Source organism: Marinobacter bryozoorum (genome assembly GCF_023156245.1).
GTDB lineage: Bacteria > Pseudomonadota > Gammaproteobacteria > Pseudomonadales > Oleiphilaceae > Marinobacter > Marinobacter bryozoorum.
Window position 1 is genome coordinate 1 of record NZ_JAKZAH010000020.1, and the last position, 12530, is coordinate 12530.

The 12530-nt window shown below is 60.3% G+C and carries 9 protein-coding genes; 6 read left to right on the top strand and 3 right to left on the bottom strand.

Translation table 11 applies throughout. The annotated features are described in order from the left end of the window. Window positions 1–955, top strand: a 955-nt coding sequence (locus MLC59_RS12005) for a diguanylate cyclase (protein WP_248234516.1), incomplete at its 5' end; no start/stop codon positions are given. Window positions 956–982: 27 nt separating this feature from the next. Here the strand turns inward: MLC59_RS12005 and MLC59_RS12010 are convergent. Then, entirely contained in the window at window positions 983–2659 is a 1677-nt protein-coding gene (locus tag MLC59_RS12010; protein WP_248234517.1) for a methyl-accepting chemotaxis protein, read from the bottom strand. A 391-nt stretch (window positions 2660–3050) separates the two neighbouring features. Here MLC59_RS12010 and MLC59_RS12015 point away from each other — a divergent pair, with 391 nt between their 5' ends. From MLC59_RS12015 to msrA, 5 genes are all read left to right on the top strand, one after another. Further along, window positions 3051–4445: a DUF1329 domain-containing protein gene (locus MLC59_RS12015; RefSeq protein WP_248234518.1), complete on the top strand. Its 1395-nt coding sequence runs from the start codon at window positions 3051–3053 to the stop codon at window positions 4443–4445. A gap of 216 nt (window positions 4446–4661) precedes the next feature. After that, a complete protein-coding gene (locus MLC59_RS12020) occupies window positions 4662–6410 on the top strand; it encodes a carboxylesterase/lipase family protein (RefSeq protein ID WP_248234519.1) in 1749 nt (582 codons plus the stop codon). 142 nt (window positions 6411–6552) lie between these two features. Further along, window positions 6553–7527 (top strand): NAD(P)H-dependent flavin oxidoreductase, encoded by a 975-nt coding sequence (locus tag MLC59_RS12025; protein ID WP_091848906.1) that lies wholly within the window; start codon window positions 6553–6555, stop codon window positions 7525–7527. 12 nt (window positions 7528–7539) lie between these two features. Then, a complete protein-coding gene (locus MLC59_RS12030; RefSeq protein ID WP_248234520.1) occupies window positions 7540–8436 on the top strand; it encodes an SMP-30/gluconolactonase/LRE family protein in 897 nt (298 codons plus the stop codon). A gap of 307 nt (window positions 8437–8743) precedes the next feature. Then, complete coding sequence (msrA, locus tag MLC59_RS12035; protein WP_248234582.1) at window positions 8744–9871, top strand: peptide-methionine (S)-S-oxide reductase MsrA; 1128 nt, start codon at window positions 8744–8746, stop codon at window positions 9869–9871. A 1-nt stretch (window position 9872) separates the two neighbouring features. Here the strand turns inward: msrA and MLC59_RS12040 are convergent, their stop codons facing one another. Both MLC59_RS12040 and MLC59_RS12045 read right to left on the bottom strand, forming a co-directional pair. Further along, the gene (locus MLC59_RS12040) at window positions 9873–10607 is read right to left on the bottom strand and encodes a 3'-5' exonuclease (RefSeq protein WP_248234522.1); all 735 of its coding nucleotides are present in this window, start codon (window positions 10605–10607) and stop codon (window positions 9873–9875) included. Window positions 10608–10640: 33 nt separating this feature from the next. After that, window positions 10641–12512: a DUF294 nucleotidyltransferase-like domain-containing protein gene (locus MLC59_RS12045; protein WP_248234523.1), complete on the bottom strand. Its 1872-nt coding sequence runs from the start codon at window positions 12510–12512 to the stop codon at window positions 10641–10643. Window positions 12513–12530 lie beyond the last annotated feature (18 nt).

Below are 12530 nucleotides of genomic sequence, written 5' to 3' on the forward strand. Positions count from 1 at the left end.
AATCAGTGGCAGCTTTCGCGTGGAATGGGTGGCAGGCTTCGTCTGGAATCAGTGGCAACCTTGGTCTGGAATACGCACCCTGGTTTTCCAGCACATGACTGACGGTGTGCTGGTGACCGACGGGCATGGCCGCCTGGTGGACAGTAACCCCTCGGCACGCCACCTGCTGGCCGGCACCGGGCAGCCGTTCGAACGGGGAGAGCCGGTGCAGGAGTTTATCCCGGGTCTGTATTCAGGCCGCGAGGTGGCTAGCGAGATCGAACTTGACGGGCGCACCCTGAACGTCAAGAAAAACGTCTTCCATGGCACAAGTGGCAAGGTTCGCGGAGTTATATACAGCTTCCGGGATGTCACGGACCTGAAGCAGAAGGAAGCCGATCTTCGGGAAAAGCTCGAGCGCATCGAAGAACTGCGTAATGCACTCAAGGAAGAATCCATTCGCGACCCGCTGACCGGGCTCTACAATCGGCGCTGGCTGGACGAAGTACTGGAGCACGAAATTCCCCGGGCCTTGCGGGAGCAAAGGCCGCTGACTTTCTGCATCCTCGACCTGGACCACTTCAAACGGGTCAATGACAAGTGGGGCCATGATGTTGGCGACCGTATCCTCGTGGCCCTGGCAAAGTTGCTGCAGGATGGCAGCCGCAAGCAGGATGTGGCGGCCCGCTTCGGGGGCGAGGAATTTGTCCTGGTGCTGCCTGGCCTGGACCCGGAAGGTGCCCTGGAAGTGATAGGGCGCCTCCGGGGTGAGTTCTCGGCTATGGATTTCAGCCCCGGCGGGCCAGAGCGTCTGACATTTTCAGCAGGCCTGGCCTGCGTACCGGAGCACGCATCAGAGAGGGAAGCCCTCTTTCGGCTTGCTGACCGGGCACTCTACCAGGCCAAGGATGAAGGCCGGGACCGGGCGGTCATTGCAGCACTGGCGGACGGGGCAGGTGCCGGGGAGTCTGCCTGACCCGCAGCCTCCCCGTTTGCCAGTGAATTACACCCGGAACTGTGCAACCAGCTCCCGCAGCCGTTCGCCCAGGCGGGCCAGTTCCTGACTGGCTTCGTTGGTCTGGGTGACGCCGGTATCGCTGTTCTGGGCCGCTTCCACGATGCGCACCACGTTCTGGTTGATCTCCTCGGCCACCTGGCTTTGCTGTTCGGCGGCGGTGGCAATCTGGGTTACCTGGTCGTGGATGTGCTCCACGGATTGCTCAATGGTATTCAGGGCGGAGCTGGCGTGGTTAATTCGCTCTACCGTCTCTTCGGACAGCCCCTGGGATGAGCGCATCCGCTCCACCGCACTGCGGGACTCATTGATAAAGCCATCAATCATCTCGCGGATCTGCCCGGCGGACTCGCCGCTGCGCTGGGCCAGCTGACGCACTTCATCTGCGACTACTGCGAAGCCCCGGCCGTGTTCGCCAGCACGGGCAGCTTCAATGGCAGCGTTCAGGGCCAGCAGGTTGGTCTGGTCGGTCACCTCGTGGATAACATCCAGCACCTTCTGGATCTCGTCACTGCGGGACGCAAGGGCCTCGATGGCCTCCGCGCTTTGCAGGATGTTCCGGGACAGTTCGTTTACCGACTGCTGGGAGCCGGCCATGGTCTGGCCGCCATCCTTCGCCAGCCGGTCCGCGTCGGCACCGGCACTCTGGACCTCGTTGGCGTTCTTCGAGATCTGGTGGATGGTGGCGGCCATCTCATTAATGGCGGAAGCAATCTGATCGGTTTCGGACCCCTGGGTCTGGACCGATGCTCGGGTTTCTTCAGCCACGCGGCTGAGCTCTTCCGCAGCAGAAGCCACCTGGTTGGTGGTGTCGCCCACCTCGCGGATGGTGGTGTGGATCTTGGCCACAAAGGCGTTGAACTGTCGCCCAAGGTCGGCCAGCTCATCCGTGCCTTCCGCTGGCAAACGGCGTGTGAGGTCGCCTTCACCAGCGGCGATGTCTTCCATGGTCCGGGTGACCCGGTTCAGGGGTGCGGTGACGCTGCGGCCCATAAACAGGCCAAAGCTGATAGCGAGGACTACGATCACCACTGTAATCAGGAGAATCGAGAACAGAGCACTGCTGATCTGCTCATCGATTTCGGCACGGGCAGCGGCGATGGTCTCGTCCACGCTGGTCACGTAAACCCCGGTACCGATTACCCAGTTCCACTTTTCCAGGTAGAGCGAATAGGAGATCTTGGGTTCGACGTTCCCCGTCGCCGGGTTCTTCCATTCGTAGCTATGGTAGCCGTCGCCGGACTTGCCCGCTTCGAACAGATTACGGAGTAATGCCTTGGACTCCGGGGTGCTGTTCTTTACGTAACCCTCTGCCGACGGCTTGGGCCGGAACGCCAGATTGAACGAATCATGGGTGTAGGCAAAGATGTAATTGTTCTCTCCGAACCCCATGGAGCGAATGGTGTCCCGAACCCGCAGCTTCGCCTCTTCCTCATCCAGTGAGGGGTCGGAGTAGTCGGCGTCGATAGCGGTTCTGGCGGCTTGAACGATATGTTTCAGGCTTTCCTTGTGAGTCTCGATCAGGTTATCCCTGAGGCGCTCCACCTCGTGCTTGCCGTTCTGCGTTAACTGGTTTGTGGTGATCCAAGCCGTAACGCCAGCGGTGACCAGCACCGGCACCAGTACGGCAATCAACAGACGTGAACGGATGCGCAGTCGCTCCATCAGTTTTATGGTAAAACTCCAGGCAATCTGAAAAGGACATCAGGTCGGAATAAGTCGGTCGCTAATTATCCGGATGTATGGCGGGATTGCCGTTCCGAAATGTAACCGGACTATCGCTATGTCCTGGTTATCGGCCGGTTAGGTCATAGCTTGAGGGTGCCTGCCTGCTTGGTACGCAGCTGAAGGTAAACTGTAAAACCTTGTTAAATGACTGTGACCGTTTGCCAAAGATTCCATGCCCGTGCACGACGCATCCGCGGCAGGGTGGCAAGCTCCCGGCAAATAGTGAAGAATGAGACGAAATCCCGTAACGCCCACACGGCACGCGCGGCAGGCTTCCCGGCTTTCGGAGTCCTGCCTGGTAGTCAAAACAATAAGATGGTCGGCCCTGATGTACGAGACGATGCAGAAAAAACTGATCCCCGCCCTTTGTGTTTCACTGCTGGCCCTGACCAGCGCTGCGCCCAGCCAGGCCGCTGTTTCCCAGGCCGAAGCCAACCGTCTGGGTAACAGTCTTACGCCGTTCGGTGCCATCCGTGCTGGCAACTCGGCGGGAACTATCCCACGCTGGACGGGTGGCGATACCACCATTCCGGATGGTTACGAAGGTAGCGGTGACCACCATGCCAATCCCTATCCCGATGACGAGCCCCGCTACGTGGTAAAAGCGGAAAACATGGAGGAATACCGGGGCGTGCTGGCTGACGGCGTGGCTGCCATGTTCGAAGCCTACCCGGAATCGTTCAACCTGCAGGTTTATCCAACCCGAAGGCCCCATACTGCGCCTGATCATATCGTCGAAAATACCCGCAAGAACGCGACCAGCGCGACCCTGGTCAGTGAGGGATACAGCATCGAGAATGCCTTTGGCGGGCACCCGTTCCCGATTCTGCACGGCTCAGACGAAGAAAAGGGCATGCAGGCCATGTGGAACCACCTGACCCGCTGGCGGGGGCGCTGGGTCGAGAGGGAATACACAGAGGTCGTGGTGGTAAACGGCCAGTACGGCGGTGTCACCATGCGTCAGGAAGTCTTCTTCAACTGGAACAAGAAAGGCGGCTCCTGGGAAGATCTGGATAAAATCATCAACTACTACCTGTCTACCGTGATTGCACCTGAGCAATATGCCGGCGGCGGCATCCTGGTCCATGAAACCCTGAACCAGGCGGAAGAGCCCCGTCCAGCCTGGGGGTTCAGTGCCGGTGAAGTACGCCGTGCCCCGAGCCTGGGCTACGATTCGCCCATTGCCTCGTCCGGTAACCTGCGTACCGTTGATGATACCGACACGTTCAGCGGTGCACTCGACCGGTACAACTGGGAGTATAAGGGACTGCATGAAAAGCTGATTCCCTACAACAACTTCGACATTACCAGCGACAAATATTCGTACGATGATGTGCTGGACAAGCAGCACCTCAACCCTGACCTGATGCGCTGGGAGTTGCATCGGGTGCACGTGGTAGAAGCCAACCTGCGTGAAGATGCCCGCCACCTCTACCACAAGCGGGTGTTCTATATCGATGAGGACAGCTGGAATATCGCCCTGGTTGACCAGTATGACGACGAGGGCAACCTTTACCGGGTGACCATGGCCATGCTCAAGAACTTCTATGACATGCCCGGTGTCTGGTCAGACCTCGAGGTCTACCATGACCTTAAAAAAGGCATATACCACGCCACGGGCCTGATCAATGAATCTGAGGGCACCCGTTTATTCAAGGATGAGTTCCCGGGCAAGCGCTACTTCTCACCCTTCACCCTGCGTCGTCGCCTTTCTGGCTACTGAGACGATTCATAAAACTGTGTCACAGGGACGTGACACGAGATGCCATTCCTTCCAATAGTTAATCCCCGGGGCGCCAGACAGGTATCCCCGCTTGCCCTTAATCTGTGTACAGGTTTTCGATGGCCAGGCTTCAGGGCCCGGCCTGTCGAAGGCGCCTCCGGCCTTCCCGGGTAAACGGCCGGATAACGACAACAACAGACCAAGGCAGAACGAACCATGAATTTCCTGCAGAACCAATCTTTCTGGCGTATGTCCATGACAACCGCGTTGGCCGCCGCCATGCTTGCTGGATGTGGTGGCTCATCGTCGGGCTCTTCCTCTGACTCTGATGATACAGCTGAATTGCCGCCCAATGTTCGACAGACCCAGTCGGGTCAGGTGGAAGGCGTAGAGCAGGGCGCTGTGCGCATGTTCAAGGGCATTCCCTTTGCGAAACCGCCAGTGGGTGACTTGCGCTTTGCGCCGCCGCAGCCGGCTGATGCGTGGGAGGGTGTGCTCGATGCCAGTGAGTTTGGTAACAGCTGTCCCCAGACTGGCAGTGCATTCAATGGCTTCACCGATAGCCTGGACGAAGACTGCCTCTATCTGAATGTGTATACCCCCACCGAGGGTGAGAATCATCCGGTCATGGTCTGGATTCATGGCGGTGCGTTTATCACAGGATCCGGCGGTGAGTCCTATGAGCCCTCGCGGCTGGTCGATCAGGGAGTGGTCGTGGTGACCATGAACTACCGCCTGGGTGTGCTCGGCTTCCTGCCTGCAGCGGGTTTACCCGAAGGCAACGGCCAGTTCGGGTTGTTGGACCAGCAACTGGCACTGAAGTGGGTGCAGGACAATATTGATGCCTTCGGTGGTGATGCCGGCAATGTCACCATTTTCGGTGAGTCCGCTGGTGGCCACAGCGTATTGTCGCAGCTGGTTTCCGCAGGTGCGGGCACAGGGTCTGAAGGATTGTTCCACAAAGCCATTGTGCAAAGTGGTGCGTACCAGCCCACCCAGGTTCCCCAGCCCGTGGGTGAGGTCCTGATTGGTTCACCGGTGGTAGCGGCCCTGGGCTGCAGCGATGCCGGCGATGTCGCAGCCTGCCTGCGGGATGAAAGCGTTACGACGGCGGCCATCCTCGAGGCTCAGGGAGACTTGTGGTTTAACCCCACCTGGGGTCAGGGCATGCTGCCATATTCCATTCAGGCGGCCCTGAGCCAGGCAGGCGGCGCTGCCTTCCCCCAGGGTGTTCCGGTAATGACGGGTAATAACCTGCATGAGGGCCGGCTGTTCCTGGCGCTGGACGAGATCTCGGCTACCCTGGCGGGTGCGCCAGACCCGGTGGACACCCTGGAGGAGTACCAGGCCGAGGTCGGTGCCTTGCTGGCGTCTGATCCCAGGGGCCTGGACGCCGACCAGGTCGCTGCAGATTACCTGAATACGGACAGCAGTCCCCTTGCGACACCGCCAGTAACCGATCCGGCCGCTGCAGACCGTTTCACCCTGGCACTGGCATCCATCCAGACCTCGTGGCGCTTCGCCTGTAATCAGCTGGCCCAGGTCGGCAGCCTGTCAGGCCAGGGGGTTCCGACCTTCGGCTACTGGTTTACCGATGAGGATGCTCCCAGCCTGTTCGGCCCTGAGCTCACGCCGATGCTGAGCTTTGACCTGGGTGCTGCCCATGCATTGGAAATCCAGTACGTGCTGAACAGCGAAGCTACCATGCGGGCGCGTGGTGCCAGTGATGAACAGCTTGCCCTCTCAGAACGGATGATCGACCATTGGGTGCAGTTTGCTCGCTATGGCGATCCCAGTTCCGCTGACGGCACCGCCACCTGGCCGGACTACGCGGCTGGCAGCCAGCTCGTGGAGCTGACACCGGAAATCCCGGCTTCAGAGTCGCTGGTGAACGTGAGTGAGGCCGCGGCAGCCCATAACTGCGCCTATTGGGCGAACCCACCGCTGGCACCTGACCAGATCTGAGGCCGGGGCACCCCGGCATAACCGGAGCGGCAATTCAGGCAGTGTAACCCTGAATTGCCTCCGGCTTTGTAAATCCCTCTCCCCTGATGAATAATGGAACGCCATTTCGATAAACAACACTGATATTCATCAGGGGAGTTCCATGAAGACAAGAATCACTGAACTGTTTGGTATCGAGCACCCGATCATCCAGGGTGGCATGCACTGGGTTGGCTATGCGGAGCTGGCAGCTGCCGTTTCCAACGCCGGCGGCCTGGGCATTATCACGGCGCTGACCCAGCCCACCCCGGAAGACCTGGCGAAGGAAATCGCCCGCTGCAAGGAGATGACCGATAAGCCTTTCGGCGTGAACCTCACCTTCCTGCCATCGTTCCAGGAACCCCCCTATCCCGAGTACATCCAGGCCATTATCGACGGTGGTGTGAAGGTCGTTGAAACCGCCGGTCGCAGCCCGGAGAAGTACATGCCGGCCCTCAAGGAAGCCGGTATCAAGGTAATTCACAAGTGCACCTCAGTGCGCCATGCCCTCAAGGCCCAGAAGATCGGTTGTGACGCCGTCAGCGTGGATGGCTTCGAGTGTGGCGGTCACCCGGGCGAGGATGACGTGCCCAACTTCATCCTTCTGCCCCGGGCGGCCGAGGAGCTGGATATCCCGTTCGTGGCATCCGGCGGCATGGCCGACGGACGTAGCCTGGTGGCGGCAATGGCCCTCGGTGCGGACGGCATGAATATGGGCACTCGCTTCCTGGCCACCAAGGATGCCCCGGTCCATGACACGGTCAAGCAGACCATCGTGGAAGCCGACGAGCTGCAGACCCGGCTGGTGATGCGCCCGCTGCGCAATACCGAGCGGGTGATGAAGAACGCCGCGGTGGATGAGATCCTGCGGATCGAGAAAGAGAAGGGCGCAGACACCCAGATCGACGACATCCGTCACCTGGTCACCGGCGCCAAGGGCAAGATGGTGCTGCATGAGGGCAAGATGGACGAGGCTGCCTGGAGTTGCGGCATGGTGGCCGGACTGATCCACGATGTGCCATCCTGTGAAGAGCTGATCAACCGCATCATGGGCGAGGCGGAAAGCATCATTCGTGATCGCCTGATGGGCGCTCTCTGAGGAGACACAATCATGGCAGAACTGAACCTTCTTACCGATGGTGGCAGTTTCTTCGAAGGCCCCCGCTGGCGGGATGGCCGCTGGTGGGTGTCCGATTTCTACCGCCACGGTGTTTACACGGTCACTACCGACGGCCTGGTGGAAAAGGTGCTGGATGCGCCGCAGCAGTCATCCGGTCTGGGCTGGTTGCCGGACGGTTCCCTGGTCTGGGTGTCGATGGTGGATCGCAAGGTCATGCGCCGCTCACCCGATGGTGAGACCAGCGTGTATGCGGACCTGTCAGGCCACGCAACAGGGCATGTGAATGACCTGGTAGCCGCCAATGATGGTAATGTCTGGGTAGGCAATTTCGGCTTCGACCTGATGGAAGGGGCCGACCTGCAACCGGCAAAGCTGATGCGGATTGACCCGGAAGGCAATCTCAGTGTCGCGGCGGAAGACCTGTACTTCCCCAACGGCATGGTGATTACACCGGACCAGAAAACCCTGGTAGTGGGCGAAACCTTCGGCAATCGCATGACCGCGTTCACCATCGCGGACGACGGCGAACTCTATGACCGCCGGGACTGGGCCGAGTTCGGCCCGAGACCCGCGCCTGGCCCCCGTGCCGATATGCTGAAACAGCTCAGCATCGGCCCCGACGGCTGCTGCCTGGACGCCGAAGGGCAGATCTGGATTGCCGATGCCTTCAACCAGCGCTGTATCCGCGTGGCTGAGGGTGGCGAGATCACTGAGGAGATCAAGGCACCGGAAGGCCAGGGGGTGTTCGCCTGCATGCTGGGTGATACCGATGGCCGCACCCTACTGATGTGCTGTGCCCCGGACTCCTCCGCCAAGCGCCGCAAACAGGCCAACGAGGCCACCCTGTACACCGCCCGGGTGGCGGTTCCCCACGCCGGTAATCCCTGACCGGTGATTCAGGTGCCAGGTTCCCGGGCTGCAACGGTCCGGGAGCCGGTTTTCGGCATTCCCCTATGCACTATCCAGTGCGCTCCTCCGTATACCTCCCCAGATTTCTCCACGCCAGCCGGCGTGGCATTCACTCGAGGGGAACCCATTGGGCCGTTACCTCTCAAAGCCTGAAAGGCCGCTTGAATCCTCTGGTGTTGCCAGGATGTGGCGGTGTGCTTACCTATTCGGCAAAGGGGACAGAATTTTGAACAAACGTACAGGATGGTTGGCGCTGTTTGCGGCAGGTGCACTGGGTGTGTGGGCCATGGCAGCCGCCCAGAACGAGTCCGGTCAGTCCGCCTATGCGCCGGATGACCCTGACCTGGCGATAGCCACCTTCGCCGGCGGCTGCTTCTGGTGTGTGGAGGCGGGGTTCGAGAAGATTCCGGGGGTGGTGGAAGCGGTCTCCGGGTATGCAGGCGGTGAGGAACCATCACCCACCTATGAGCAGGTCTCCTCAGGGCGTACCGGCCATACCGAGGCAGTGCAGGTGTACTACGATCCGGACGAGATCACTTACGAGGGCCTGGTGGAAGGTTTCTGGCGCTTTATGGACCCAACGGATGCCAACGGCCAGTTCGTGGACCGGGGGCAGCAGTATCGCCCGGCCATTTTCTATCATGATCAAGCACAAAGGGAAGTTGCCGAGGCCTCGAAGCAGGCGCTGGCCGATTCCGGCCGCTATGACGACCCGGTTGTGATCGAAATCGTTGCCCTGGACAAGTTCTGGGACGCCGAGGGATACCACCAGGATTACTACGAAAAGAACCCCATCCGCTACAAGGTCTACACTTTCAACAGCGGCCGTTTCCAGTTTATTGACAAGGTGTGGGGAGAAGACCAGGAACTGGACTTCTCACAGTACCGGCCCGATGGCCAGGACCAGGCTGCTGGCATTACCAGCTCAGCAATCAACCGTATCGTGGCTGGCCCCGGCTTTGATCCGGAGCGTTTCCGGATGCCGGACGAGGCGACGCTGCGCTCGGAACTCACCGACCTCCAGTACGACGTGGCTCGTGAGGATGGTACCGAAAGGGCGTTTGATAACGAGTACTGGGACAACAAGGAGCCGGGTCTCTACGTGGATATCGTCTCGGGTGAGCCCCTGTTCTCGTCACGGGATATGTACAAATCCGGCACCGGGTGGCCCAGTTTTACCCGTCCCATCAACGCGGATGCGGTGGTGGAGCGGGAAGACAACAAGCTGTGGATGACCCGCACAGAGATCCGCAGCCGCTATGCCGACTCGCACCTGGGACACGTGTTCAATGACGGACCGGAGCCCACTGGCCTGCGATACTGTATGAACTCGGCGGCCATGGCCTTTATTCCCCTCGACCAGATGGAAGCGGCCGGCTACGGGGATTACATCGACCAGGTCCGGGAGGACTGATCTACAGCCAGAGATCCCGGACAGGCGTGTCCGGTCCGAAATGATGGCGGACCTGTGCCTGCAGCAGCTCCGCCGTGCCAATGGCGTCAATCAACGCGTTATGTCCCGGGTAGTGGGGCAGGTTATAGCGCAGCCGGCTGTCCGCCAGGCGGATGGATACCGGCTTCTTGCCCCACAATCGCTGCCAGCGGGTGGGGTTGCGGTCCGGGTGAAGGTGGGCCTCGATGGCCATGGTGTCGATCACCGGGAAGTCGATCCCTTCCTTCAGACGCCACTGCAATGCCACATCGAGGAAGGGCCGCTCTATGGCCCGGTAATGGACCACCGGGATGCGCCCGGCCAGGGCCGGCAGTAATTCATCCAGTATATCCCCCAGATCCGGTGCTTCCTCGATATCCGTATGGGTGATGCCATGAATGGTGACCGACGTCTGGTGCAGCGGCAGCTGCGGTCTTACGACCCAGTGGCGGGCCTCGGCCAGGCGGATTCTATTCAGGGTGAAAGGCACCAGGCCAATACTGACGATGGAATGCTGGTCCGGCTCCAGGCCGGTGGTCTCGAAATCCATGGCCACCATCGGCACCTCTTCCATGGGCGTATCCGGTTTCATGCAGAAGGCCTCATAGAATGCCTTCAGGCGAGCGTCACTGGCCTCTTCGGCCAGTGACGACATGTGCTCTGGCCAGTCGCCGGACGGCAGGTGGGCCCCGCCGGATGCTTCGCGTCGGGTGCTCATGGCTCTCCTGTGTACAACGTTGTTATCACGGACTTACCGGGGTATCTGGGCGTTGTAACGATAACGCAGGAATTTCTGCGCCTGGCTGACGACCTGGAAGGCGTCTTTCAGGTGACTGCGCTCGAAGGGGGAAAGGTCCTCCGGGCGCACGTTGTTGTCCGGCTCGCGCCCGTCCTCCATGGCCAGGGCCTGGTGGCGGATGCGGACAATGGCGATGAACTCCATGGCATCCCGCAGGTTGCCCACGCCGTCTTCCGGCAGCAGGCGGGTCTTGCCAATGTCCTGCAGCCGGTCAAAGGAGTTCTGGGCCCGGGAGCCACAGGCCAGGGCATGTACCCGGATCAGGTCGGAGACCGGCGCCGTACCCCGACGCTTCAGGTTGAAGGTTTTCTGCTGCTTGCCGTCCTCTTCCATCACGAACTGACGGAAAAAGCCCAGCGGTGGGGTTCGATTGAGGGCATTGCGAGCCAGCAGGGCCAGGAATCGCTGACTGTTCTGTGCTTTCTCGGCAATCAGTTCCTTGAGGGCTTCGGCGTAACGCTCTTCACCGTACACCCCGTCCAGGTCAAAGAAAATATTGCTGTTGAGCAGGGCTTCCGCCTTGGGGTTGTCGATCCAGTCGGTGAAGTATTCCTTCCATACTTTCAGGGGTTGCCGCCACTTTGGGTTGGTGGCCATGATGTCGCCGGAGCAGTAGGTGTAGCCGCACTCTGCCAGGCCGTCGCTGACAAACTTTGCCAGGGCCAGAAAATACTCATCATGCTCTGCCGGGTTGAAGCTGTCATCCAGCACCATCGCATTGTCCTGGTCGGTGACAATAAGCTGCTCATCCCGTGCCATGGAACCCAGCGCCAGGAAGCAGTATGGCACCGGGGGCGGACCGAGTTTTTCTTCCCCCAGCTCTAACAGTCGCTGGGTAAAGCTGCGGCCGATGCCGGCCATGGCACTGCCGATCATGTGGGAGTTGGCGTCTTCGCTTACCATCCGGATAAAGCTGTTGCGAACTTCCTCGCTGATGGCCTTGAGGCCCTTCACATCGGGCTGGCGGTGAATGTTGCTGACCACGTACAGGCTGTTCTGGGATTCATATTTGACGATATCCGACAGGGCCACCACACCCCGGGGCTTGCCCTTTTCGATGACCGGCAGGTGATGCACGTTGTTGTGCAGCATTTGCAGCATCGCCTCGAACACCAGGGCATCGGGCCGGATGGTGATCAGGTCCGGTGACATGATATCGGCCACCGGGGTTTCAGAAGGCAGGGCGTCGGCCACGGCCCGGGTGCGCAGATCCCGGTCGGTGATGATGCCCACCAGGTTGCCCTCGTCGTCGCCGCTGCCTTCAACCAGCAACAGGGACGATACCCGGTTATCGGTCATGATGCGTGCGGCCTCCTGCAGACGCACAGTGGACGGGGCGGTGACCGGTTGGCGGGAAATCAGCCGGGAGACCTTCGCCGTCATGGAGTCGTTGGTCTGGTCTGCCCGGGTGACGGCCTGGCGCAGGCGGCTTTTATCTTCGACCTCCACGAAGTCGGCGAAGACATCGTGGTTATCGAACAGGTCCTGGAACACCGGGTAGGGGATCAGGTAGACCAGCGTGTCTTCCAGCGCCGTGGCGGGAAAGCGCACCTGGCGCCCCATCAGCAAGCCGATTTGCCCGAAGATCTCCCCCTCACCGAGCCGGTTGTACAGCTCCCCGGAGCGCCGGTAGAGTTCGGCGGCACCGCTGCGGATATAATGCAGGTCGGTATTGGTCTGGCCCAGTTCGAGGATTTTTTCCCCCGCCCGGAAATAGGCAATCTCGATACTGCCGGCCACCCGGTCCAGCGCCTCGTCCGGCAGTCCATTGAAGGGTGCGTGTTGCTGTAGGTGGTTACGGATGTCGATCAGTTCCGCTTGCATGGGCCGCCCTGTTGCTGT

What these genes read in the sequence shown, in the direction of transcription:
- MLC59_RS12040 (WP_248234522.1), bottom strand. Translation starts at nt 10,607, where the DNA reads ATGAGCACCCGACGCGAAGCATCCGGCGGGGCCCACCTGCCGTCCGGC.
- MLC59_RS12045 (WP_248234523.1), bottom strand. Translation starts at nt 12,512, where the DNA reads ATGCAAGCGGAACTGATCGACATCCGTAACCACCTACAGCAACACGCA.
- MLC59_RS12015 (WP_248234518.1), top strand. Translation starts at nt 3,051, where the DNA reads ATGTACGAGACGATGCAGAAAAAACTGATCCCCGCCCTTTGTGTTTCA.
- MLC59_RS12030 (WP_248234520.1), top strand. Translation starts at nt 7,540, where the DNA reads ATGGCAGAACTGAACCTTCTTACCGATGGTGGCAGTTTCTTCGAAGGC.
- MLC59_RS12010 (WP_248234517.1), bottom strand. Translation starts at nt 2,659, where the DNA reads ATGGAGCGACTGCGCATCCGTTCACGTCTGTTGATTGCCGTACTGGTG.
- msrA (WP_248234582.1), top strand. Translation starts at nt 8,744, where the DNA reads ATGGCAGCCGCCCAGAACGAGTCCGGTCAGTCCGCCTATGCGCCGGAT.
- MLC59_RS12020 (WP_248234519.1), top strand. Translation starts at nt 4,662, where the DNA reads ATGAATTTCCTGCAGAACCAATCTTTCTGGCGTATGTCCATGACAACC.
- MLC59_RS12025 (WP_091848906.1), top strand. Translation starts at nt 6,553, where the DNA reads ATGAAGACAAGAATCACTGAACTGTTTGGTATCGAGCACCCGATCATC.